Origin of the sequence: Alkalihalobacterium elongatum (genome assembly GCF_019024285.1) — a bacterium.
In the GTDB taxonomy this organism is placed as follows: domain Bacteria; phylum Bacillota; class Bacilli; order Bacillales; family Bacillaceae_F; genus Alkalihalobacterium; species Alkalihalobacterium elongatum.
Window position 1 is genome coordinate 22,434 of record NZ_WMKZ01000029.1, and the last position, 25,369, is coordinate 47,802.

24 protein-coding genes and 1 tRNA gene are annotated in these 25,369 nt (G+C 37.6%); all 25 read left to right on the plus strand.

Translation table 11 applies throughout. From position 1 onward, the window contains the following. Nucleotides 1-152 precede the first annotated feature (152 nt). The 25 genes from GKP30_RS19770 to hpt all read left to right on the plus strand — a co-directional run bounded on the left by GKP30_RS19770 (nucleotide 153) and on the right by hpt (nucleotide 25,367). Nucleotides 153-1,118 carry an ABC transporter permease subunit gene (locus GKP30_RS19770; protein WP_216831195.1) on the plus strand — a complete coding sequence of 322 codons (966 nt, stop codon included), beginning with the start codon at nucleotides 153-155 and terminating at the stop codon, nucleotides 1,116-1,118. Then, on the plus strand, nucleotides 1,111-1,992 hold the full coding sequence (locus GKP30_RS19775; protein ID WP_216831196.1) for an ABC transporter permease subunit: 882 nt from the start codon (nucleotides 1,111-1,113) through the stop codon (nucleotides 1,990-1,992). The genes GKP30_RS19770 and GKP30_RS19775 overlap by 8 nt, the downstream gene beginning before the upstream one ends. A 172-nt stretch (nucleotides 1,993-2,164) precedes the next feature. After that, on the plus strand, nucleotides 2,165-2,455 hold the full coding sequence (gene spoVG, locus GKP30_RS19780) for a septation regulator SpoVG (RefSeq protein ID WP_075388474.1): 291 nt from the start codon (nucleotides 2,165-2,167) through the stop codon (nucleotides 2,453-2,455). A 327-nt stretch (nucleotides 2,456-2,782) separates the two neighbouring features. Continuing rightward, entirely contained in the window at nucleotides 2,783-4,165 is a 1,383-nt protein-coding gene (glmU, locus tag GKP30_RS19785) for a bifunctional UDP-N-acetylglucosamine diphosphorylase/glucosamine-1-phosphate N-acetyltransferase GlmU (protein WP_216831197.1), read from the plus strand. Nucleotides 4,166-4,186: 21 nt separating this feature from the next. Then, the gene (locus GKP30_RS19790; RefSeq protein ID WP_236035241.1) at nucleotides 4,187-5,137 is read left to right on the plus strand and encodes a ribose-phosphate diphosphokinase; all 951 of its coding nucleotides are present in this window, start codon (nucleotides 4,187-4,189) and stop codon (nucleotides 5,135-5,137) included. Nucleotides 5,138-5,247: 110 nt separating this feature from the next. Then, on the plus strand, nucleotides 5,248-5,886 hold the full coding sequence (locus GKP30_RS19795; protein ID WP_216831198.1) for a 50S ribosomal protein L25/general stress protein Ctc: 639 nt from the start codon (nucleotides 5,248-5,250) through the stop codon (nucleotides 5,884-5,886). A gap of 75 nt (nucleotides 5,887-5,961) precedes the next feature. Then, complete coding sequence (gene pth, locus GKP30_RS19800; RefSeq protein WP_216831199.1) at nucleotides 5,962-6,519, plus strand: aminoacyl-tRNA hydrolase; 558 nt, start codon at nucleotides 5,962-5,964, stop codon at nucleotides 6,517-6,519. 127 nt (nucleotides 6,520-6,646) lie between these two features. Next, nucleotides 6,647-6,877, plus strand: a complete 231-nt coding sequence (locus GKP30_RS19805) for an anti-sigma-F factor Fin family protein (protein WP_216831200.1) — start codon at nucleotides 6,647-6,649, stop codon at nucleotides 6,875-6,877. A gap of 251 nt (nucleotides 6,878-7,128) precedes the next feature. Further along, nucleotides 7,129-10,644: a transcription-repair coupling factor gene (mfd, locus tag GKP30_RS19810; RefSeq protein WP_216831201.1), complete on the plus strand. Its 3,516-nt coding sequence runs from the start codon at nucleotides 7,129-7,131 to the stop codon at nucleotides 10,642-10,644. A 211-nt stretch (nucleotides 10,645-10,855) separates the two neighbouring features. Beyond that, a complete protein-coding gene (gene spoVT / locus GKP30_RS19815; RefSeq protein ID WP_216831202.1) occupies nucleotides 10,856-11,395 on the plus strand; it encodes a stage V sporulation protein T in 540 nt (179 codons plus the stop codon). 268 nt (nucleotides 11,396-11,663) lie between these two features. Further along, nucleotides 11,664-13,262 (plus strand): putative polysaccharide biosynthesis protein, encoded by a 1,599-nt coding sequence (locus tag GKP30_RS19820; RefSeq protein WP_216831203.1) that lies wholly within the window; start codon nucleotides 11,664-11,666, stop codon nucleotides 13,260-13,262. Continuing rightward, on the plus strand, nucleotides 13,259-14,722 hold the full coding sequence (gene yabN / locus GKP30_RS19825; RefSeq protein ID WP_407928646.1) for a bifunctional methyltransferase/pyrophosphohydrolase YabN: 1,464 nt from the start codon (nucleotides 13,259-13,261) through the stop codon (nucleotides 14,720-14,722). The genes GKP30_RS19820 and yabN overlap by 4 nt, the downstream gene beginning before the upstream one ends. A 15-nt stretch (nucleotides 14,723-14,737) precedes the next feature. Next, nucleotides 14,738-15,004: an RNA-binding S4 domain-containing protein gene (locus tag GKP30_RS19830; protein ID WP_216831204.1), complete on the plus strand. Its 267-nt coding sequence runs from the start codon at nucleotides 14,738-14,740 to the stop codon at nucleotides 15,002-15,004. Nucleotides 15,005-15,084: 80 nt separating this feature from the next. After that, a complete protein-coding gene (gene yabP / locus GKP30_RS19835; protein WP_216831205.1) occupies nucleotides 15,085-15,396 on the plus strand; it encodes a sporulation protein YabP in 312 nt (103 codons plus the stop codon). Further along, on the plus strand, nucleotides 15,393-15,995 hold the full coding sequence (yabQ, locus tag GKP30_RS19840) for a spore cortex biosynthesis protein YabQ (protein WP_216831206.1): 603 nt from the start codon (nucleotides 15,393-15,395) through the stop codon (nucleotides 15,993-15,995). Before yabP ends, yabQ begins: the two co-directional genes overlap by 4 nt. Next, nucleotides 15,995-16,375 (plus strand): FtsB family cell division protein, encoded by a 381-nt coding sequence (locus GKP30_RS19845; RefSeq protein ID WP_216831207.1) that lies wholly within the window; start codon nucleotides 15,995-15,997, stop codon nucleotides 16,373-16,375. Before yabQ ends, GKP30_RS19845 begins: the two co-directional genes overlap by 1 nt. 134 nt (nucleotides 16,376-16,509) lie before the next feature. After that, complete coding sequence (locus GKP30_RS19850; protein ID WP_216831208.1) at nucleotides 16,510-16,977, plus strand: S1 domain-containing RNA-binding protein; 468 nt, start codon at nucleotides 16,510-16,512, stop codon at nucleotides 16,975-16,977. Nucleotides 16,978-17,113: 136 nt separating this feature from the next. Beyond that, a tRNA-Met gene (locus GKP30_RS19855) sits at nucleotides 17,114-17,190 on the plus strand. Between the two features lie 539 nt (nucleotides 17,191-17,729). Beyond that, nucleotides 17,730-20,222: a stage II sporulation protein E gene (spoIIE, locus tag GKP30_RS19860; RefSeq protein ID WP_216831209.1), complete on the plus strand. Its 2,493-nt coding sequence runs from the start codon at nucleotides 17,730-17,732 to the stop codon at nucleotides 20,220-20,222. 86 nt (nucleotides 20,223-20,308) lie between these two features. Then, complete coding sequence (locus GKP30_RS19865; RefSeq protein ID WP_216831210.1) at nucleotides 20,309-21,049, plus strand: VWA domain-containing protein; 741 nt, start codon at nucleotides 20,309-20,311, stop codon at nucleotides 21,047-21,049. Continuing rightward, nucleotides 21,021-21,983: a protein kinase domain-containing protein gene (locus GKP30_RS19870; protein ID WP_216831230.1), complete on the plus strand. Its 963-nt coding sequence runs from the start codon at nucleotides 21,021-21,023 to the stop codon at nucleotides 21,981-21,983. Before GKP30_RS19865 ends, GKP30_RS19870 begins: the two co-directional genes overlap by 29 nt. A 194-nt stretch (nucleotides 21,984-22,177) precedes the next feature. After that, a complete protein-coding gene (locus GKP30_RS19875) occupies nucleotides 22,178-22,936 on the plus strand; it encodes a threonine/serine exporter family protein (RefSeq protein WP_216831211.1) in 759 nt (252 codons plus the stop codon). Nucleotides 22,937-22,951: 15 nt separating this feature from the next. Beyond that, nucleotides 22,952-23,398 carry a threonine/serine exporter family protein gene (locus GKP30_RS19880; protein ID WP_216831212.1) on the plus strand — a complete coding sequence of 149 codons (447 nt, stop codon included), beginning with the start codon at nucleotides 22,952-22,954 and terminating at the stop codon, nucleotides 23,396-23,398. Next, complete coding sequence (tilS, locus tag GKP30_RS19885; protein WP_216831213.1) at nucleotides 23,382-24,788, plus strand: tRNA lysidine(34) synthetase TilS; 1,407 nt, start codon at nucleotides 23,382-23,384, stop codon at nucleotides 24,786-24,788. Before GKP30_RS19880 ends, tilS begins: the two co-directional genes overlap by 17 nt. A gap of 39 nt (nucleotides 24,789-24,827) precedes the next feature. Continuing rightward, entirely contained in the window at nucleotides 24,828-25,367 is a 540-nt protein-coding gene (gene hpt / locus GKP30_RS19890; protein ID WP_236035242.1) for a hypoxanthine phosphoribosyltransferase, read from the plus strand. Nucleotides 25,368-25,369: the final 2 nt, after the last annotated feature.

The following is a 25,369-nucleotide window of genomic DNA, read 5'->3' on the forward strand; positions in this document are numbered from 1 at the left end:
TGACTCTTGGTTAGGGATAAAGTGTATTATCCTTGGCCGTGGGTCAGTTTTTTTTATTATGTTGGGTGTAGGAACGTGAAGAGGTTATTATTTAAATAAAGGAACTTGGTCACCCTTTGTCGAAAAAATATCAAGATGAAAGGGTGAATATTTTGATTCTTGCAAAAGAACTTATCAAATCGTTTATAGGATGGCTATTTGCCATTGTAATTATAATTCTACTTGTTTTTATTCCCCGTGATCTTGGATTTGAATTTACGGAGTATGAGATTAAACCTTCCTATACATTCTCTGCAGCTAACTATGTTGATAACTTAAAATCCTATACTTCTATGGTTTTTATAGAGGGTACGCTTGGAGAAACTCGCTATGGTTCGTCAGTATTTTCAGATGTGATTACATTTGGTAGCCGAAGTATAATCATTCTTGCTATTGCGTTTGGATTTGCTTTAGTCATAGGAATAATAAAAGGTTTTTTTGACTATTCGACAAGTAATAGTAGGTGGAGAATATTTGGTCATCATACGACATTTACGCTTCAGTCATTACCTGATTTCTTCTTAGTTATTATTGTACAAGTGTTTCTGTTGTGGTTGATCAGCAAAGGATTTCCTCACTTTAGCTTGTATGGGTACGAAAGTGGACATAACTTTTTATTAGCGGGCTGGTTACTATCGTTCTTTCCAACTATGTATATGGCCAGAATTGTATCATCAGCATTAGAAAAAGAGAGGAGTCAGCCTTATATAGTAACGGGTAAAAGTAAAGGACTTACTAATTTTTATGTGCTTAGAAAACATCAGTTTGCAAATAGCATTATTCAAGTTCTTCCTCATATTCCGACAATGTTATTATATGCTCTATCAAATCTATTAATTATAGAATACCTACTCTATTTTCCAGGGGCTGCCTATCGATTGTATCAGGCTTTAGGTTTTGCAAGTGCAACCATTGGGGGAGGGGTCAATCGGACTCCTTTTAGTAATGAATATTATGAACCAGAGTTGGTTGTTGCTTTTCTTATCGTTTTTATTACATTAGTCGTCTTTATACAATTAATTTGTAAGCTCTTAATGTACAGGTCTCCACTTTGGAAAGGAGGAGATCGTAGTGAATAAACAATTAATCTTTTCGAGCTTTCTTTTATTAATTCTATTATTTGTTTCCATAATTGGGCCTTATTTTCCGTTTTTACAAGATCCAGAAGATGTAAAAGAATATATATTACATGACGATGGTACGATTGAAGTAGCACCTTTTTCTCCATCTCAAATGTATTGGTTAGGAACTGATCATTATGGTGTCGATCTATTGACGTTAATTATTACAGGCGGCAGAGATACGTTACTAGTTTTGTTAGCCATTACAGTAATTAGGTTTTTAATTGCTGTGCCTCTAGGAATATTAGCAAGAAAAAACAAAGGTTTTTTTCATTTAGTTGTATCTAGCTTAAATAGTTTTTTCTCTATGGTGCCTATTTTATTTTTTGCCTTACTATTTATGAATTTACCGATGATTATTGCATCTGAATACAGGTTTGTTTTAATCCTAGTTACATTAGCTCTACTTGAGTGTGGCCGAACAGCTACTGCTGTGCAAACTCAAGTTGCCCAAATCGATCGATCTGCCTACATGGAAGGGGCGGTCATTAACGGGAGTAAATGGTCGACTGTGTTACGTTTCTATTATTGGCGTCATCTTAGAAATCAACTTATCGTACTGTTCTTTTTAGATGCATCAAGGGTAATGCTGCTCTTAGGGCAGCTAGGTTTCCTGTCCATGTTCTTTGCGCAAACCTGGGTGCTCGATGAGGCGATTGGGATATTAGTAAGAAATGACCTGCACATATGGCCAACGATGTTAGCAGATACGCGTAAATTTTTACATTCCAACATATGGATTCCTCTAGCGCCTGCTTTTATGATTACAATTACTATTTTTACTCTTCAATTATTCGGTGAAGGGTTACGTTCACGGTTTGAAAAGAAGTAAGCTTTAGCTCATGGGTTTTAAACTGAAAACACATATGTAAATTTGAACATTTTGTGAACAAATGTGTAAGATACAAAAAATATTATAATTTTCTTACAAAAAAAAAGGAAATCAAGAGGAAATGGCGAAATGAATAGATGTTGATTTACATTGAAAAAAGGTGGTGACATTCATGGAAGTGACAGATGTGAGACTACGCCGTGTCAACACGGAGGGACGTATGAGAGCAATTGCTTCAATTACGATTGATAACGAATTCGTTGTACACGATATTCGTGTAATTGACGGCAATAATGGACTATTTGTTGCAATGCCAAGTAAAAGAACTCCAGATGGTGAGTTCCGAGACATTGCTCATCCAATTTCTTCACAAACTCGCGAAAAAATTCAATCTGCTGTTCTTGCTGAATATGAGCGAGCAGGTGAAACTGAGGGAGTCGAATTCGAAGAAGCTGGTGCCTAAACATAGGTTTAGATAGAGGTTGACTATTCAGATGTCAAGCAACTGTAAGCCAATACTTTTGAGCTAAATAGCTAAAAGGTATTGTGCTAGTGGAGTTGACGCATTTGTTGGTCAGCCTCTTTTGATTCTAGTCATTAAGTTTGAAGGAGAATAAGTGACAAATCTGTGAAATTTAATGGATCAACTGAGGTGGTCCGAAACGAACCGATTACTGGTATTTACCCTTCCTTCTCTATATCTTCACTTACTTTAATTCACTTAGTTTATCTTGAAATAAGACCGTATTTAAGATATATTCTTAATGGAATAAAACTGTGGAGGGTAAACATGAGCAATCGATTTGCGGTCATTTTAGCCGCAGGACAAGGAACACGAATGAAGTCAAAGCTGTACAAAGTTCTACATCCTGTTTGCGGAAAACCAATGGTACAGCATGTTGTAGATCAAGTCAAGCATCTTAATTTCTCCGACATCGTCGTCATCGTTGGCCATGGTGCTGAGCAGGTAAAAACACAATTAGGTGATGATATTACCTACGCAATACAGGCAGAACAGTTAGGAACAGGTCACGCGGTGTTGCAAGCTGAAGAGCTATTAGCAACAAAAGAAGGAGTGACTGTTGTTTTATGTGGAGACACACCTCTAGTAACAGCAGAGACGATAGAAGCATTGCTTTCTTATCATGAACAAGAAAATGCAATGGCAACTGTATTAACCGCTCATGCAGATGACCCGACGGGATATGGACGAATCGTACGTAATCAAAATGGGCTTGTGGAACGAATTGTTGAGCATAAAGATGCTTCTGATGAAGTAAAAGCAATTCAAGAAATTAATACAGGGACGTACTGTTTCGATAACCAAGCGTTATTTAAAGCGCTTCAAAACGTTGGAAATCAAAATGTTCAAGGCGAATATTATCTTCCAGATGTTATTGAGATCCTAAAAGACGCAGGAGAAAATATTGCTGCTTATCAAACAGCTTCCTTTGAAGAAACGCTAGGTGTAAATGATCGTGTAGCATTAGCGGAATCAGAGAGAATAATGAAAGAACGGATTAATAAAAAGTGGATGAGAGAAGGAGTTACGATTGTAGACCCTTCGAATACTTATATTTCTGCAGATGCTGAAATTGGGCAAGATACAGTTATATACCCAGGAACAATGATCATGGGAAAAACGACTATTGGTAACGACTGTGTTATTGGACCACAATCAGAAATTGTCGATAGTGAAATAGGTGATAGAACAACGGTTAAGCAATCAGTTGTTCATCAAAGTTCAATTGGCAATGATGTATCAATTGGCCCTTTTGCTCATATTAGACCATTATCTTCTATCCAAGATGAAGTTAGAGTAGGAAACTTTGTTGAGATAAAGAAAACAACGATGGGACTAAGAAGTAAAGCTTCTCATTTAAGTTATATTGGTGATGCAGAAATAGGAGCGGACGTTAACTTAGGTTGTGGATCTATTACTGTAAATTACGATGGTGTCAACAAATATTTAACTAAGGTAGAAGATGGTGCTTTTATCGGCTGTAATAGTAACTTAATTGCCCCAGTTACTGTAGGGAAAAATGCTTATGTAGCTGCAGGTTCAACTATAACAGACGATGTTCCAGGTGAATCACTTTCTATAGCTCGTGCAAAGCAAGTGAATAAAGAAGGTTATGTAACAAAAATTAAAGAGAAAAAAAAGAACGACTAAGTGGTTGGAGGTAAAACAATAATGCCCAAATATGGTGATCCAAGTTTAAAGGTATTTACTCTAAATGCAAATCCAGAATTAGCTCATCAAATTGTCGAGCATATAGGTATTCCGATGGGGAAAAGCTCTGTAACTCGTTTTAGTGATGGTGAAGTACAAATTAACATAGAAGAAAGCATCCGTGGTGGAGATGTTTTCTTAATTCAATCCACAAGTGCTCCAGCTAACGAGCATATGATGGAACTTCTTATTATGATTGATGCTTGTAAACGTGCATCAGCGAAATCAATTAATGTGGTACTACCGTACTACGGATATGCACGTCAAGACCGTAAAGCTCGTTCACGTGAGCCAATTACAGCAAAGCTTGTCGCTAATCTTTTAGAAACAGCAGGAGCTTCAAGAGTGTTAACACTTGACTTGCATGCAACGCAAATCCAAGGATTTTTTGATATTCCAGTCGATCAATTAATGGGTGTGCCAATTTTATCAGATTATTTTAAAGGTAAAGAGTTAGAAGACGTTGTTGTTGTATCACCAGACCATGGCGGTGTTATTCGTGCACGTAAGCTAGCTGATCGTTTAAAGGCACCAATTGCGATTATTGATAAGCGTAGACCAAAGCCAAACGTTGCTGAAGTAATGAATATTGTTGGTAATATTGAGGGTAAAACCGCCATTATTATCGATGATATTATTGATACGGCAGGTACGATTACATTAGCAGCAAATGCACTTGTTGAGCATGGGGCAAAAAATGTGTATGCGTGCTGTACGCACCCTGTACTTTCAGGTCCTGCAATCGAGCGAATTCAAAACTCAAAAATTTGCGAGCTAGTTGTAACGAACACTATTCCTTTAGGGGAAGAAAAGAAAATTGAAAAAGTTACAGAATTGTCTGTTGCTCCACTAATGGCAGAAGCAATTATTCGCGTTCACGAAAATACTTCAGTTAGTACATTGTTTGATTAATAAGTAAAAGACGGTTACTTTCACTTTATTTGTTTGAATTACTACAAAAAGGGAAAACCTTTTTATAGAAGTACTTTTATAGTAATGAAAAACAAGTAGAGGTGATTAGAATGGCAGTAGCACTTCAAGCGAAAACACGTCCAGACTTAAAAAAATCAACAACGAGAAAATTTAGAGAAGACGGGCAAGTACCTGGTATTCTATATGGGAAAAAGGTAGAAAGCCAACCAATTGCAGTTGATCAAATTAACTTTATCAAGTTAGTGAGAGACGAGGGACGCAATTCTATTATTTCACTTGATGTTAATGGGAACAAGCATGAAGTAATGGTGTATGATATGCAGGTAGATCCACTTAAAAATGAACTTGTCCATGTCGATTTTTGTGCGGTCGATATGAGTTCAGAAGTCGATACAGAAGTAAGGGTTCAACTCGTAGGTGAAGCACCTGGAGTAAGTGATGGAGGTATGGTATCCCACTTAGTTCATCAATTATCTATCCGGGCTTTACCATCTGAAATTCCATCAGAGATTTCAGTCGATATTTCTAACTTAAATATTGGTGACTCAATTCAGGTTAAAGATATTGTAAGCCAACAATCTGTAGAGATTACGAATGACCCTGAAGAAACGATAATAACCGTCCTTGTTCAGGCGGCTGAACAGGAGCCAGGACAGGTTGAAGAAGAAGGCGAGCCTGAACTTGTTGAAGGTGAAGAAGCACAAACAGAAGGAAATGAAGAAGCGTAAGAGTAAAAGGTATAGCCTGCGTAGAGGTTATACCTTTTTCTAACTTAATATAAAGTAAGTTGAGGAGTTGGAGAAATGAAGCTAATTGTTGGTTTAGGTAACCCAGGTGCAAAGTATGAACAAACGAGGCATAATGCAGGTTTTATGGTAATAGATGAATGTGCGGAGCTAATGGGAATTGAGCTTAAGGAATCCAAATTTAAAGGTGTTTATGGATCTGGCATAGTTGATGGTGAAAAAGTATTTTTGCTTAAGCCACTTACATATATGAATTTATCAGGAGAAAGTGTACGTCCACTCATGGATTATTATAAAATTGCCATTGAAGATGTGCTCATCATTTTTGATGACATGGATCTTCCAGTAGGACAAATTCGATTAAGGCAAAAAGGTGGCCATGGAGGTCATAATGGGATAAAATCATTAAATGCGCATTTAGGAACGAGTGAGTTTAAGCGGATCCGTATAGGTGTTGAACGCCCAGAGCCAGGAGTAAGCGTAGTTAATCATGTGCTTGGTACATTTAGACCAGAAGAGAAAGAACCACTCGAACAAGCTATTAAAAAGGCTTCAGAGGCTTGTCGCTATTGGTTAAAAAATGAATTTCCTAATGTAATGAATCAGTATAACTAGTTGTAATATATAGTGTTGAATAGATTACCTCAATATGGAGAGACTAGCAATAAGACTGTGTTTAAAAGTAGGGGTTACTTACTTTCAAACTGGGGATAAGATTGTTATACATCAAGGAGGAAAATCTATGGCTATTCATTACCAATGTCGACATTGTCAATTAAATTTAGGTAAGATAGAAGCAACAACACTATCATCAACACAATTAGGGTTTGACCACTTAAATGATCTTGAACGAAAAGAAATGATCAATTATGACGGTAATGGGAATGTTCATGTAAAAGTGATCTGTGAGGATTGCCAAGAAGCTTTAGATCGAAATCCAGATTTACATCAATTAGAATCATTCATTCAATAATAATCAACGTGGAATCAAACAATGTTCTACAGCTTTGGTTGTAAAGCCAAAGCATTTTTCTATTGCTAGAACAAAGGAAGTCCACGCGGCGTTCTATAAGCTGTTTAAATTTAGAAAGAGTAAAAGAAAACGTAAAATAAAAAAGGGAAATACAATTCCTACATAGAAAATACAAAAGAACTGAAGAATAGGTACAACCATAACATAAGTATGTTATTAATAGATGGTCGTAAGTAATAGGGGGAACATCCATGTTTGGCTTACAACAATATATTTTAGAAAGTGATGAGATTAAAGCGGTTTCAACGAGTGTTGAAGCAGGACTGTCAGAGCAACTGATCACAGGATTGACAGGCTCTGCCCGAACGCTATTCTTATCTGCACTTTATCAGGATATTAAAAGTCCGCAATTGGTTATCACTCATAACTTGTTTCAAGCGCAAAAATTATACGAGGATCTTTCAGCACTTGTTAATAGTAGCAAAGTGTTTCTTTATCCTGTCAATGAATTGATTTCTTCTGAAATTGCCATTGCCAGCCCTGAAATGAGGGCACAGCGTATTGAAGTATTAAATCAGCTAGTTAATGGCTACGATGGAATTGTTATTGTACCGATGGCAGGGTTTAGACGTTTGTTACCGCCAGCACAACTATGGAAAGACAGTCAATGTCAGCTAAAGGTTGGCACAGATATTGATTTAGAAAAGCTGCTACATAAACTAATAAAGATTGGTTATGCTCGTACAGATATGGTTGCTTCACCAGGGGAATTCTCCATTCGTGGAGGTATTGTCGATATTTATCCCCTAACTGAAGAGCAGCCTATTCGTATTGAATTTTTTGATACAGAAATAGACTCGCTTCGTTATTTTAGTGTTGAAGATCAACGATCCCAAGGACAGGTTGACGAAATCACCATCGGTCCTGCCAATGAACTAATACTTGATGAAGAGCACTATATAAAAGGGGCAGAACGTCTTGAAGAAGGTCTGTCACAAACGTTAAAGAAAATAAAAAACAAGACCGTCAAAGAAAAAATTACTCAACATATATCGTATGAAGTGAGTCAGTTAAGGCAGAAGATTGCTTTTCAAAGTATGAACAAATACATGTCTTTGTACTACGATGAAAAAGCTACGATACTCGATTATGCGAGTAAAAATAGCGTCATTATCATAGATGAAATTAGTCGTGTACAAGAAATGGCTATGAATTTAGAAAAAGAGGAAGCAGAATGGTTAACCGCTCTTTTAGAACAAGGAGAGGTCATTTCTGATTTAGAAATGTCTAAATCGTTTGAGGGCTTATTAAGTACGAGTAAGTTTCCACTAATTTATTTATCTCTATTTTTAAAACACGTTCCTTCAACGAACCCAAAAAATATCGTTAATATTAATTGTAAAGCAATGCAAAACTTCCATGGACAATTACATTTACTTAAAACAGAAAGCGATCGTTGGCTTAAGTCAAAATGGACGGTCCTATTTCTCGCAGCAACTAAAGATCGTGCGAAGCGACTTCAACACGTTCTTGATGATTATAAAATTGAAGCTGAATTAGTTGAGGAAAAAAGTCCACTACTACAGGGCAGGGTACAAATCTTAACTGGGACTTTAAATAGCGGTTTTGAGCTACCTCTGCAAAAACTCGTTGTCATTACCGAAGAAGAAGTGTTTACGAAAAAAATAAAACGGACGCAAAGAAAACAGAAAATTTCTAACGCAGAACGTATTAAAAGCTACTCTGAATTACAAGTTGGCGACCTTGTCGTTCACTCTAACCATGGTATTGGTAAATATTTAGGGATTGAAACTTTAGAGATCAATGGAACACATAAAGATTACTTGCACTTAAGGTATAAGGGAAATGATAAGCTGTATGTTCCCGTCGAACAAATTGATCAAGTCCAGAAATATGTAGGCAGTGAAGAAAAAGAACCGAAAATTTACGCTTTAGGTGGTAGTGACTGGAAAAAGGTAAAACGAAAAGTACAGTCTTCAGTAGAAGATATTGCAGATGATCTCATTAAACTCTATGCAGAACGAGAGGCAAGTGTTGGCCATCCTTTCACAAGAGATGGGATCGAACAACAAGAGTTCGAAAATTCATTTCCATATCAAGAAACAGAAGATCAGCTTCGTGCAATTGAAGAAATTAAACAGGATATGGAAAGGCAAAGACCGATGGACCGACTGCTTTGTGGGGATGTAGGTTACGGTAAAACAGAGGTTGCGATACGTGCTGCATTTAAAGCCATTATGGACGGAAAGCAAGTAGCTGTCCTTGTGCCTACCACTATTTTAGCTCAACAGCACTATGAGACGATTAGAGAGCGCTTCTCAGAGTTTCCGATTGGTATTGGTGTTTTAAGCCGTTTCCGGTCGAGAAAAGAGCAGAATGAAACAATCAAAGGATTAAAAGCAGGTACAGTTGATATAGTGGTTGGTACACATCGACTACTTTCAAAGGATGTTGTGTATAAAGATTTAGGGTTACTCATCGTCGATGAAGAGCAACGATTTGGAGTAACACATAAAGAAAAGATTAAACAACTAAAATCGAACGTTGATGTTTTAACGTTAACAGCAACGCCAATTCCGAGAACGCTTCATATGTCAATGTTAGGTGTGCGTGATTTATCGGTAATTGAGACACCGCCAGAAAACCGTTTTCCAGTTCAAACCTATGTTGTTGAATACAACGCTTCTCTCGTGAAGGAAGCAATTGAACGTGAGTTAACGAGAGGCGGACAGGTTTACTTTTTGTACAATAGAGTTGAAAATATAACGAAAATGGCAGATCAAATTTCAATGCTTGTACCTGATGCAAAAGTATCATTTGCGCATGGCCAAATGAATGAACGGGAACTAGAGTCAATTATGATTGACTTCCTTGAAGGAAACAGTGATGTCTTAGTTACGACAACAATTATCGAAACAGGTGTAGACATTCCAAATGTGAATACATTAATTATTTATGATGCCGATAAAATGGGCTTGTCACAGCTTTACCAAATCCGAGGCCGTGTCGGTCGTTCCAATCGAGTGGCCTATGCTTATTTTACGTATCAACGTGACAAAGTACTTACTGAAGTTGCCGAAAAACGTTTACAGGCTATAAAAGAATTTACAGAACTTGGTTCAGGATTTAAAATTGCCATGCGTGATTTATCAATTCGTGGTGCTGGAAATTTATTAGGTGCTCAGCAACACGGATTTATCGAATCCGTCGGTTTTGATCTCTATTCGCAAATGCTTAAAGAAGCCATTGAAGAACGGAAGGGAGACAAACCGAAAGAACCTCCATTTACAGTAGAAATTAATATGATGGTTGATGCCTATATTCCCGAAACATACATTCAAGATTCAAAACAGAAAATTGAAATGTATAAAAAATTCCGAGCCGTTGAAAATATGGAAGACCTGTCAGATTTACAAGATGAGCTCATCGACCGTTTTGGTGATTACCCTGAAGAAGTTGCTGACCTATTGAGCATTACGAAAATAAAGCTATATGCGAAGCAAGAGAAAGTTAGTGAAATCACACAAACGAAAGATAGTTGTACCCTAATGATGACAGAGGAAGAAAGTAAGCGAATTAATGGTGCGAAGCTGTTCGAGTTAGTAAATCAACTTGGAAGAGCAGTCTCATTAGGTACTTCTGGTGATAAGATTAAAGTCGTTATTAAAACAAGAGGAATGACAAGTAAGGATTTACTTTCAACTTGTGAAAGACTTCTTAGTGAACTACACCTTGTAAAGAAATAACTAGTACTTCTAAGTTTTCCCAAAAATTGGAAATAGCAAATTGACAAGAAATATGAAAAATTGGTGAATAGTTCTTTTCCAAGCAATAGATAATAAAGACAAGACGAATTCAACATTAGTGGATGGTTTTTCAAAGGTTAAAAAAATTAATGAGGTTTTTTAACAACCATTTCCTATGCTACTACATCATTAGAAAGTGAGGCATCTAGGTATGAAAGCTACTGGAATTGTTCGTCGCATTGATGATCTAGGTCGTGTTGTCATCCCAAAGGAAATCCGACGTACGTTGAGAATTCGTGAAGGGGATCCGTTGGAAATCTTCGTTGATCGAGACGGTGAGGTTATCTTAAAGAAATATTCACCTATTTCAGAGTTAGGTGACTTTGCAAAAGAGTATGCAGAAGCTCTTTATGACAGCTTAAGTCATACTGTACTTATCGCGGACCGTGATACATATATAGCTGTATCGGGAGGTTCTAAGAAAGAATACTACAGTAAAAGCATTGGTGAAATTGTAGAAGCCACAATGGATGAAAGAAAATCTAGAGTAGAAGCTTCTGCAGGAGAGTTCAACATTGTAGGTGACCACAAGGAAGATGTGAAAGGCTTAGTCGTTGCACCTATTATTGCGAACGGCGACCCAATTGGAGCAGTGGTCATGTTTAATAAAGAAGAAACTTTTTCAGGTGAAGTTGAGCAAAAGCTGGCAGAGACGGCTGCTGGGTTTTTAGCAAGACAGATGGAACAATAAGAATGAATAACTCTGACAGGAAGCTTACGCCATCTAAGTAATTAAGAAATAAAATTATTTAATAACGTAAGCTTAAAAAGAAGGGGGAGATTTTCCCTCTTCTTTTTTTATACGCTAAATTAACCCTGATGAGCTGTAACCTAGTTATGGAGACAAATACCAGCTATTGATGTACTGTGATATAATAGCGATTAGTTTTATTGACCATTAATGAAATACATACATATGGGTTTAACCAAAAAATTTTATAATCTGGAGGAGAAGGTTTGTGTCCTCAAATCGTGACCAAACAAAAAGGATTTGGCAAGGAGCACTTATATTAACTTTTGCAGCGTTAATTACAAAAGTTTTGAGTGCAGTATATCGAATCCCTTATCAAAATATTGCAGGGGATATAGGTTTTTATGTGTATCAACAGGTGTATCCTTTTTACGCGATTGCATTCACTTTAGCCATTTATGGATTTCCAGTCATTATCTCAAAAGAATTATCAAATCGAGAAAAAAACAATGATCAGGAGCTTTTATCGACATACTTTTATTCACTTAGCTTAATATCGACAGTAGTTGGCTTGTTTTTGTTTATTTTAGCCGAGCCGCTTGCAAGGTGGATGGGTGACCCGTTACTTACGGGTCCTTTACGAGTGACGGCATTGACTTACTTTGTCGTCCCTATACTTTCGGTATTTCGAGGATACTTCCAAGGTCAGGGGTGGATGACGCCCACTGCGGTTTCGCAGCTGACAGATCAAAGCGTTCGCGTCGTGTTCATTCTTGTTTTAGCATACGTTATGATCATTGGTGGCTACGGACCATATGGAGCTGGGTTAGGAGCAGCTATCGGTTCAGTATTAGGAGCATTAGCGGGTGCAATGTGTTTACTACTTTATTTCTGGAAAAACAATAAAGGAAAACGGATTTCTTTTCGACTAGGGAAAGTGAAAAAGAACTATATCTTTCCGTTCATAAAAAACAGTGTTTTATTTTCGCTGACCATCTTAGTTATTGTATTTATTCAACTCATTGACAGTTTAACAGTTCTACGCCTATTAATTGAAAGTGGAGTGTATGCAGAGGTTGCAAAAGCTTCAAAAGGTATTTTTGATCGCGGGCAACCTTTAATTCAGCTAGGAACCATTATTGCGACTTCTTTTGCATTGACGATCGTCCCAATGATTTCAAGAGCGAAGCAGCTAAAAGATAACATAGAAGCAAAACGTAAAACTGAACTAACCCTTCGTTTAACTTTAGTATTTGGAATATTAGCATCCGTCGGTTTAGCGATCATCATTGCACCGACAAATCACTTATTGTTTACAAATAGAGAAGGTTCAGATGTCCTCTTTGTTCTGGCGTTTGCGATTTTATTTGGAGCCCTCGTTATGACAACAGCGGCTGTACTTCAAGGCTATGATAAAGGACATGTTGCAGCTAGGCATATACTCATTGGTCTGTTAACTAAAGGGATTGGTAATGTGCTACTCATTCCTACGCTTGGAACGTTAGGGGCGGCAATTTCGACAACGCTTTGCTTGGCGGTCATTGCATGTCTAAATATAATAATGATTTATAAAATGGATGGTGCTGTACCTATGCAAGTTCGGCAATTGCTAGGGGTAATAATGACAGTAATTATTATGGGGGCAGTAACCCTCATGTGGCGAATGCTGTTAGAGTATATGATATTTGCTGGTGAGCTGTCGCGAACAGTTGACGGCGTCATCGCGTTATCGAGTGTGTCTGTAGGAGCTGTCACTGCACTATATTTAATCATAAAGCTTAATGTGTTTTCAGAAAAAGAAGTATCTGCAATACCATTTTTTGCTAAACTATACAATGTAATTAATCAAAGGAGAGATCTATCGTGAAGAAAATTACGGTTATAGGCTTAGGAGCTGGTGAACTTGCACAATTATCACTAGGCACCTATAAAGTTCTCAAAACAGCTGATCCGCTTTTTTTGAGAACAGAGCGACACCCTGTTGTTGAAGAATTAAAGAGTGAAGGCTTAACGTTTAAGTCATTTGATGATGAATATGAGAAGCACGAACGCTTTGAGGATGTGTATCATTCGATTGTAGATTTACTGTTTACCGAATTAAGCTCACAAAGTGAAATTACATATGCTGTTCCTGGACATCCATTAGTTGCTGAAGAAACGGTTCAACTTTTATTGAAAGAAGGAAGAGAGCGTGGGATCCATGTTGATATCCAAGGGGGGCAAAGCTTTTTAGATCCGATGTTCAATGCATTGGAAATAGATCCTATTAATGGGTGCCAAATTGTAGATGGAACACAGCTGAAGCGTGAGGACTTGCAAATTCGCCAGCATATTATTATATGCCAAGTTTATGATGCGTTTATTGCCTCGGAAGTTAAATTAACATTAATGGAATTACTCCCAGATGATTATGAGGTGAAAGTGGCAACTGCAGTAGGAACATCAATGGAAAAAATAGTTACCTGTCCTTTATATGAACTCGATCATGTCACAGAGCTCAATAACTTAACAGCTGTTTATGTTCCCCCTGTTGAAAAAGACGAAATTCTTTACAAAGACTTTCAAAAATTAAGAGGTGTGATTGCTACTTTGAGAGGACCTGAAGGATGTCCTTGGGACCAAGAGCAAACTCATCAATCTTTAAAACCTTTTTTACTTGAGGAAGCTTATGAAGTGTTAGAAGCAATCGATGAAGAAGATGATGATCATTTAGCTGAGGAACTTGGCGATGTCCTACTTCAAGTGATGTTACATGCACAGATTGGTGAAGATGATGGTTGGTTTTCCATCGATGATGTAATTCATTCCATTACAGAAAAGATGATCCGCAGGCATCCCCATGTCTTCTCTAACCAAAAAGCAAAAGATGCAGATGAGGTCGTAGCCAATTGGGAAGAGATTAAGCGGAAAGAAAAAAAGGCTGATCAACAAAAGTCTGTATTAGATGGGATCCCTAAGAGTATGCCAGCTTTAATGAAAGCATTTGAAATTCAGAAGAAAGCTGCAAAAGTTGGCTTTGATTGGGATGATGCTGCACCAATGTGGATGAAGCTTCAAGAGGAAATAGGAGAATTTTTCTCAGAGCTAAAAACTGACAACAAAGAAAAGATGAAGAAAGAGTTTGGAGACATTCTTTTTGTTGTGATTAATTTGGCACGTTATTATAAAATTAACCCAGAAGAAGCACTGCATATGACGAATCAAAAGTTTTCAAGTCGATTCCAAGCGATTGAAGAACAATTAACAAAAGAAGGTTTAACATTTGCGGATGTAACGTTAGAAAAGATGGATGAAATTTGGGAAAAAAGTAAAGAAAAGTACCAATAAAAGGAGGAATTTCATATGAGGTTGGATAAGTTCTTAAAGGTATCAAGATTGATTAAGCGCCGCACTTTAGCTAAAGAAGTGTGTGACCAAGGAAGAATTACTGTAAATGGACAAGTCGCTAAAGCAGGTACAAATGTTAGTGTAGGTGACGAGTTAGTCATTCGGTTTGGACAAAAGCTTGTAACCGTTAAGGTGGATGCGATTAAAGATACAACGAGAAAAGAAGAAGCGGGTACTATGTACACAGTCACTAAAGAGCAACAAGTTGAAACTGCTGAATAAGGAAAAGTAAACAGCTTGTTCTATTCTTTACCCTCTAAACATAAATTTGTAATAAATTGAGGTGTTGAGGAGGAGTAACTATGGAACAAAATTATGAGTTTGGTACACCGATGGGGCATGCAAGAAAAACGAAGGAACATGATATAACACTACGTGGTCGAAAAAAACTAGATATCACTGGGGTAAGACAGGTTGAGAGTTTTGACAATGAAGAGTTTTTGTTAGAAACAGAAATGGGCTTCCTTTCGATCCGTGGTCAAAATCTACACATGAAAAATCTTAATGTCGAGCAAGGCTTGGTCTCTATTGAAGGTAAAATTTTTGACCTTGTGTATCTTGATGAAAGTCAGAGTGGGAAATCAAAAGGCTTATTCGGGAAGTTGTTCAAGTGAGCTTAACGATTCAATTTTATACAATGCTATCAATGGTGGCTGCAGGCACTTGGCTTGGGGCTTCTATTGATACCTATAGAAGATTTGCTAGACAGCCTCGGCCGAAATTGTCATGGGTAACCGTCTTAAATGACTTTCTATTCTGGTTAATCCAAGGTCTTTTTATCTTTTATGTTCTTCTTAAAGTAAACGAAGGTGAGATGAGGTTTTACATCTTTCTCGCATTATTATGTGGCTATGCTGCCTATCAAGCAGTTTTCCAACGCTTATATCTAAGACTCTTAGAAACTTGCATCCGTTCTTCTATTGCTATTTTTCGTTTTGTCCGTGCACTTATCGTTACAATCTTTATCAATCCTATTAAATGGCTATTGAAACTCTTATATTCCTTGGTTATCATGGTAATATCACTAGTATTAACCATTTTAACATTTGTAGGGAAGATCATTTTTAAGCCAATTAGTTGGCTAGGGAAAATAGTATACAAGCTTTCGAGATTAGATCGACTTGTGAATAGTATAAAAAAGAGTAAATGGGTGAAAAAAGCGGTTGCCTTATGGAAGTATATACGTACACGAGGCAACAAGGGGGATGATTAATGGTTACGGAACGAAAACGAAAAATCAGAGAATTGGATGCCAGCTTTAACCGAGCGCAAGAACAAGTTTCGGAAGAGCGACTTCGTAAGCGAAGAGGTCTATTTCGTCGTTTAACAGCATTCGCTGTTGTTGTAGTCACCCTTAGTGTTATTGCTTTTATGACTATTCATACACAAGCGCAGTTATTAGATGAAAAAACGGAAGAGAAAAAAGCTCTAGAAGCAAAGCTAGAAGCTTTACAACTTGAACAGATTCATCTAGAAACAGAAATAGAAAATTACAATGATCTCGATTATATTGCGGAAATTGCAAGGCGCGATTACTTTTTATCAAAAGACGGGGAAATTTTGTTTAAATTACCTAAATTATCAACGGATTGACACTCTTTTTCCGCATCAAGTATAATTTATAATATAAGTGTGTTCGAAAGCCTGGCATTTTGAATGTCAAACCCTTTTGAACCATCTCTTAAAACATTATTTTATTTGTTTTTTAAGGAGGAGCAATTTTTAACATGTCAATCGAAGTAGGCAGCAAGTTGCAAGGTAAGGTAACGGGTATTACCCATTTTGGGGCATTTGTGGAGCTGCCAGGAGGTACTACTGGTCTGGTTCATATTAGTGAGGTCGCTGACAATTATGTAAAAGACATTAAAGAAGTCTTAAAAGTAGGCGATGAGGTTCTAGTTAAGGTTGTTAATGTTGAGCAAGATGGAAAGATCGGTCTTTCTATTAGAAAAGCTCAGGAACGTCCTAAAGAGGAGATGACCAATCGGGCTCCTCGTCCATCCCGCCCACCACGTCCAGCACGATCTGGAGGAAACTACGGTAAAGGTGGAAACAGTGGTGCGCGAAATCAGCGTCCTACAATGTCCTTTGAAGATAAGATGAACAGATTTTTAAAAGATAGTGAAGAACGTCTCTCCACGCTAAAACGCCAAACAGAGTCGAAGCGAGGTGGTCGAGGCGCTAGACGTGGGTAAGTCTTGCTGCCGCTTTTAATAAAAATATAAAGGCAAGCGTAATTTCGCTTGCCTTTATATATTTTAAAAACAGTGTTGACGAGCGTCTTTTGTTTATGTATAATAAATTTTGTCGCTAGATAGCGGTATTTGATATGGCGGTGTAGCTCAGCTGGCTAGAGCGTACGGTTCATACCCGTGAGGTCGTGGGTTCGACTCCCTCCGCCGCTACCATACATATTAAAATAAAACTGTATCCATTATTGGGTGCAGTTTTTTTGATTCAAATGGTAAATTCTTAGCTTATAAATATTCTAAAAAAATGTTCAGTAGTAGCAATCTTTTAGAAAGGGTTTCAAAAAGGTTGTTGAAGTTTGTTATTATGGACTGCTAACCAACCATATTGTCATTGTTGATTTTGGCAGGAGCTTAAAGGCGTGTTAAATTCACATTTTCAAACGATGAGCGCAAAGTTAACAAAGCTATGTGAAAAAAAGGTCCAATAGAAACAAAGATTAAGAAATCCGCCTTTTAAAAAGGAGTATATACTAAAAAGCTTTCGTCATAACTATCGTTCATAAGTCACTGTTTTTGCAATTTTTGCTAAGTTTGCTGTCAATCTATTCTTAGTTATGGGTAAGAGTGGAAATCGAGCAATCATTTACACGAAAGGAGTCGAAGACTTTTTTTCATTCGACTTGTTATTCTGACAAAAACTGAATCCAGTATATGTTTATAATGAAACCACGAAAATAAACCGTGGGGTGTTGCGAATGTTACGTAGAGTTACAAAAGGAGTTATTGAGCCCGTTCGTGGTTGGGCGTTTCCTGACAAAGCAATGGCGTTAACTACATCAGCAACAGAGAAAGCCAAAAGGGGAACGAATATACTTTTCTATCAATGGGGACTATTAATTTTTATCGTTGGGTTTCTACTTGGACGTGCTATGATCCTGTCGGAGATTACACCATTTGTATTACCTTTTGTTGCTGCTATCTATGTATTGAAACGGGACAAGCTAGGGATTGCAGCACTTGCAGTTTTTGCTGGAGCGATGACACATATAATTGAAAGCAGTTGGTTTGTATTAACCTCACTGTTATTATTTTTAGTCTATCAAAAAGTAGCCGAAAAATTTAATGACAATAAAACAAAGGTCTTACCTTTTACTGTGTTTTTTGCGAGTGTTTCTGCCCGTATCACGCTGACGTTTTTTATGCAAGGCAGTGTAACCAGCTACGATTGGATGATAGCTGGAGTAGAGGCCAGTCTTAGCTTCATTCTAACGATGATTTTTCTTCAAAGTGTACCACTTATAACGGCGAAGCGAAGTCAACAACCATTAAAGAATGAAGAGATTGTTTGTTTGATAATTTTACTAGCTTCAGTGATGACGGGAACGATCGGTTGGATGATTTATGATTTAACAGTTGAACATATATTAGCTCGTTATTTAGTATTAGTGTTTGCTTTTGTTGCTGGAGCGGCAATTGGCTCAACTGTCGGTGTTGTAACAGGGTTAATTCTAAGCTTGGCTAGTGTTGCGAGTCTTTACCAGATGAGTTTACTTGCATTTGCTGGGCTTTTAGGTGGTTTGTTGAAAGAAGGTAAAAAAATAGGTGTAAGTATTGGTTTATTAATTGGTACTTTACTTATTGGCTTGTATGGTGAGGGTTCTGACCAGGTTTTAATCACTGTGATGGAATCAGGGGTAGCGATTGCTGTTTTCCTTCTTACGCCAAGGACGTTCATTAGCAAGTTGGCGCGCTATATTCCAGGAACAGTCGAGCATTCTAAAGAACAACAGCAGTATTTACGTAAAATTAGAGACGTTACAGCTGGTAGAGTTGAACAATTCTCTCATTTATTCCAAACGTTATCGAATAGCTTTTCGTCTACATCTACAGCGGTTGATGTTGGTGATGTGGAAAAAGAGGTTGATTATTTCCTAAGCAATGTTACCGAAAAAACTTGTCAGGCTTGTTTCAAAAAAGATCGTTGCTGGGTGAATAACTTTAATAAAACATATGAGTCTATGAATAAAATTATGAACGAAATCGAAAAAAATGGGGAAATTAGAGACCCAATTTTTAAAGCCGATTGGAAAAAGTATTGTGTTAAACATGAGAAAGTTGCCCAAGTGGTTCAACATGAGCTAGGCCAATTTCACGCCAATCAAAAACTGAAAAAGCAAGTGTTAGAAAGTCGCAGGTTAGTAGCAGACCAATTACTCGGGGTTTCTAGAGTAATGAATGACTTTGCTAAAGAGATTCAAAGAGAGAAAGAAGCGCATTACATTCAAGAAGAGCAAATTCTTGAAGCGCTAAGAAGTGTAGGTTTAGAAGTTGGACATATCGATATTTTTCATTTGGAACAAGGAAATGTTGAGATAGAAATGAGTATTGCTAATGATAATGGGCATGGTGAGTGTGAAAAGATTGTTGCGCCAATGCTATCAGATATTTTAGGAGAGACCATTATTATTAAAAAAGAAGAACGAAGCTTTTACCCAAATGGCTATAGTCATGTTTCGTTTGGGTCTGCCAAGAAATATGTCGTTGAGACAGGGGTCGCTACGGTAGCTAAAGGTGGTGCCTATGTTTCTGGAGATAGTTATTCTACGATTGAATTAGGATCTGGAAAGTATGCGATTGCCATTAGTGATGGTATGGGGAATGGAGAACGTGCTCACTTAGAAAGTAATGAAACTCTACAGCTACTTCAGAAAGTTTTACAGTCTGGTATTGAGGAGACCGTTGCGATAAAATCAGTGAATTCTGTTTTATCTTTACGAACTACGGATGAGATTTTTTCTACGCTGGATCTAGCGATGATAGATTTACAAGATGCAAACGTCAAGTTTTTAAAGATTGGTTCAATCCCTAGTTTTATTAAAAGAGGAACTAGTGTCACAAAAATTGAAGCGAGTAACTTGCCAATGGGCATTATACAAGAATTTGATGTTGATGTTGTGAGTGAGCAATTAAAACCTGGAGACTTATTAATTATGATGAGCGATGGAATTTTTGACGCACCGAAACATGTAGAAAATAAAGAAATGTGGATGAAGCGAATCATTACTGAAATATCATCTGAAGATCCTCAAGAAGTAGCTGATATAATTTTAGAGAGAGTTATTCGTAATGAAGGTAGTATAGAGGATGATATGACAATTGTAGTGGCTAAGGTTAAGAGAAATATGCCGAAATGGGCAGCGATCCCATTATATAAACCTAAAAAAATTGAGAAAAAAAGAGCTCAATAGTCCTAGAGTAAGTCGTATATTATCATGTATAAAGCCCCTCCAAATGGTGAATGATGGTAACATTCAGAAAATTGGAGGGGATATGCTTGGGTAAAGGTTCATTACGCCAAATTTTGCTCATTACAGATGGTTGTTCAAACCAAGGTGAAGACCCTGTCGCAATTGCTGCTTTAGCAAAAGAACAAGGTATCACTGTAAATGTCATAGGTGTTGTTGATAATAGTCCAATGAATGAACAAGGCGTTCAAGAAATAGAGTCCATTGCCATGGCAGGCGGTGGTGTTAGTCAAATCGTATATGCACAACAATTAGCCAAGACCGTACAAATGGTAACGCGAAAGGCGATGACTCAAACATTATACGGTGTGGTTAATCGTGAGCTTCAACAAATATTAGGAAAAGAACAAGAAATGGAAGACTTGTCTCCAGAGAAACGGGGTCAAGTCATGGAAGTTGTCGATGAGTTAGGAGAAACGATAGATTTAAATGTCTTAATTCTAGTAGATACAAGTGCTAGTATGAAAAACAAATTGCCAATGGTACAGGATGCGTTAACAGATTTATCTATAAGCCTTACTTCTCGTATGGGAGATAATCGCTTTTCGCTCTATTCGTTCCCAGGGAAAAGAAAGGATATCGACCGTCTATTAGACTGGACGCCTAAACTAGATTCTCTAACTGGTATTTTTCATAAGTTGTCATCAGGTGGTATTACTCCAACTGGGCCTGCTTTACAAGTTGCACTACAAAGGTTTGAGAAAACTAACTCGAGAAGGAGTTTGATCTCTAGTGGCGAGGATGAATTACTCGAAGACTCAGGCATGTAACTTAAATCCAGGGACAACCGTTATTGGAAAGTGGCATAAAAAGAAATACCAAATTGTTAAATTACTAGGGTCTGGTGCAACTGGATCTGTTTATTTAGCAAGATGCGTAGAAGGTGAAGTTGCTTTAAAAATAGGTGTGGATAGCATGGCCATCACATCTGAGGTTAATGTCTTAAAACATTTTTCGAAGGTCCAAGGTCAGGTACTTGGACCTTCTTTGTTAGATGTAGATGATCTAGTAACAAACCAAGGAGTGCTTCCATTTTATGTAATGGAGTATTTAAAGGGAGAACAGTTAATTACTTTTACGTCTAAACGAGGAGAAGAATGGATTGGTATTTTAATGGTTCAATTATTAGGTGATTTAGATCGCCTCCACCGGGCAGGATGGGCGTTTGGTGACTTAAAACCTGATAATTTGATCGTTGTGGGTCCAACTCCACGAATTCGCTGGCTTGATGTTGGTGGAACGACATTACTTGGAAGGTCAATTAAAGAATATACAGAGTTTTTTGATCGGGGTTATTGGGGACTAGGTTCTAGAGTCGCAGAGCCTAGCTATGATTTATTCTCTCTTGTTATGATCATGATTAATTGTTCGTACCCTAAACGCTTTGATAAAAAGGGAGAACAATCATTACAACAACTGAAACAAGCGATTGAGATGAAACCTGGGCTAAAACCGTATCGTGATGTGATGGTAAAAGGACTTCAAGGGAAGTATGGTGATGCCCAGATGATGAAAAAAGACGTAATGACAGCTATTCAAAAAAAATCAACACATTACCAAAAGAGTAAGCCGTCACATCCACCTAGAACCCAGAGGAAAGTCAAAAAAAAATCAACGAAGCCTTCTTATTGGATAGAAATCTTTCTTGTTATCTCTTTCATTATATTGGCATATATCCTATACTTATTTGGACAATTAATGTAGAAGAAGGATATTCAAAAAGTCCGAGAAAATAGCTGTCCGAAATAGAACTCCGGCTATACTAGTGAATACGTCGAAGTTAATAATTTGTAGTGGCGGTCGAAAGAGGGTATTTCCTCGAACTTCTCGGCTCTTTTTGTCCTCCTTTTTGAACACGTACTAGAAGATGGATTTTAGGTATGTTGTGGAGGGTGCCCATGTCTAGAGCAGATCGTATGATGGATGTGTGTTTGTTAGCAGGAGAAATCATGCTAACGTACGGTGCAGAAACGTATCGAGTCGAAGAAACGTTAGAACGAATGGCGAAAGCAGCAGGGTTTGTTAATGTCCATAGCTTTGTTACAACGACTGGCATTTTTCTCTCCTTTGATGAAATTGGTAGAGGAGATACAATGCAAATGATAAGGGTCGATGATCGTATTTACGATTTAAATAAAGTTTCATTAGTGAACCAAGTTTCTAGAGAGTTTGTCACAGGTGAAATAGATGAAGAAACAGCTTATGAAAAGTTGAACGAAATTGCTAAAGCGCCAATGAACTACCCAATTTGGCTCGTACATATTGCTTCAGGAGTAGCTGGGGCTGGTTTTTCTTACTTATTTGGGGGCAGTTTACGTGATATGTTGCCTGCCTTTATTGCTGGGTTTATTGTGAGTGTTTGTGTGTTTAAATTGCAGGAGTATTTAAAGGTAAAATTTTTTGCAGAGTTCCTATCCGCTTTTATTGGAGGTAGTGTTGCCATTGGCCTTGTGTATTTCGGGGTTGGTGCAAACTTAGACCAAATTATAATAGGAATATTAATGCCCCTTGTACCTGGGGTCCCCCTGACCAATTCGGTGCGAGATTTAATTTCAGGTGATTACGTTGCAGGGGTAAGTAGAGGAGCAGAGGCTGTTTTGACGGCACTATCTATTGCAACGGGAGTGGCACTAGCCATTGGTTTATTTTTAACATAACTGGGGGATTTAATCATGTGGTTGGAATTACTTTTTGTTTATGCAGCAACGATATGTTTTGGAATTCTATTTAACGTTCCAACAAGAGCTTTGTTTATAGGAGCTTTAATCGGGTGTCTTTCATGGTTTATATACCGTACACTTCCTGAATACGGAATTTCTATTATTTTAGCTACTGCCTTGGCTTCGTTTACGAGTGCAACTATTGCACAAGTTCTCGCCAAGAAGTTTCGAATACCAGCAACAACTTTTAGTATTCCTGCAATTATTCCATTAGTTCCTGGCAGTAAAGCATATTTTACAATGTTGGCTTTTGTTGAAAGTGATTATTTACTAGGGCTAGAGCTTGGAATTAGTACGATGCTTCAGGCAGGTGCTATTGCAGGCGGACTTGTTTTTGCGTTAGCGATTTTCTCTTTTAAGAAAGGTGGAATTGGGCAACGTTATGAAACAGGACGTTAAGCAGTTTATTAAACGACATCAGTTGCTACAACCGAATACGACGATTGTTGTAGGTGTTTCTGGAGGGCCTGATTCTCTGGCTTTGTTACATTATTTATGGGATGAAAGTGAAAAAGAAGGTTATAAGATCATTGCCTGTCACATAGATCATCAATTAAGAGAAGTTACTTCTGCTTTGGATTATAAGTTCGTTAAACAATTTTGTTTAGAACGTAACATTTCCTTTGAAGGTCATCGTGTAGATGTGAAAGCAGTTCAAAGAAGGTTCGGTATGAGTGTACAAATGGCAGCAAGAAAATGTCGATATGATGTTTTTAAACAGGTAATGAATAAATATCGTGCGGACTACCTTGCTTTAGCTCATCACGGTGATGATCAAATAGAAACAATACTAATGAATCAAGTGCGTGGGACAACCGCAGAAGGGCTGTCTGGGATCCCTGTAACGAGACGTTTTGCAACAGGAGTGTTAATTCGGCCATTTTTAGGAATAACAAAAGCAGAAATCGTACAATACTGTAATGAGGAGAAGTTACAGCCAAGAATAGATGAAAGCAATTTTTCGGATAAGTATGTTCGAAATCGGTTCCGTAAAGAGGTTTTACCTTTTATTAAAAGTGAAAATCCAAAAGCACATGTTCATTTTCAGCGTATGAGTGAATTAATAGACGATGATCAGGTCTATCTTGATGAATTAACTCGTACACATTTAGAAGAGGTAATAGAGAAAAGAACAGAAGGTGAAATAACGATTTCCGTCGAAGGTTTCAAACGTCTGCGCGTCCCTTTACAAAGAAGAGCGATTCATCTAATATTAAAATATCTTTACGGGGAAAATTACCCATTTCTATCATTCATACATATCGAACAGGTTCAACTACTTATCAATTCCGACCATCCATCTGGCCGATTAGACTTTCCACAAGGATTATCTATTGAAAGAATTTATAATCTCTGTCGGTTTAGTTTTCATAAGCTTGAGCTTGATTCTTATACTTTTTCATATAAGTTGCAAGTTCCAGGATGTATATCCACAAAGTTGGGAATGATAAGTGCAAAATTCGTATCAAACCTCGCTTGGGAAGAACGAAGCCCATATACGTACATATGTGATGCCCAACAAGTTACCTACCCACTTACCGTTAGAACAAAAATGGATGGGGACCGTATCCAATTAGTTGGGATGGAAGGATCCAAGAAAGTTAGTCGAATTTTTATTGATCATAAAATCGAGCAATCGAAACGAAAGATTTGGCCACTCGTTATTGATGGTAATAATGAAGTGATATGGATTCCCGTATTAGGACATTCTAAAAAAGGTGCTGTCACAGAAATTTCGCAAAAATATTTAGTGCTTTCATTTGAATTTCATGGTGAAGGCTGGGTATAATTCTTTTCAGCAGCAGTTACAGGAGGGTATAACAGAATAATGAAAGATGAAATCCAAGAGGTATTAATATCTGAAGAAGAAATACAAAAGAAGGTACGTGAGCTAGGTGATGCACTTACTAAAGAATATGAAGGAAGGTTTCCCCTTGTTGTCGGTGTATTAAAAGGTGCACTACCTTTTATGGCAGATCTTACGAAAAGAATCGATACCCATATTGAGCTAGATTTTATGGATGTATCAAGCTACGGCGCTGGAACGGTTACTTCTGGTGAAGTTAAAATTGTTAAGGATTTAAATACTTCAGTAGAAGGTCGTGACGTTCTTATTGTAGAAGATATTATAGATAGCGGACTAACGTTAAGTTATTTAGTGAAGCTGTTCCATTATCGAAAAGCAAAATCAGTTAAGATTGTGACGCTTTTAGATAAACCTGACGGAAGGAAGGTTGATTTGGTGCCAGATCTTGCTGGATTTACAGTTCCCGATGCGTTTGTTGTCGGTTATGGTTTAGACTTTGCTGAGCGTTATCGAAACCTCCCGTATATTGGCGTACTAAAGCCTAAAATTTATGGGACGTAAAG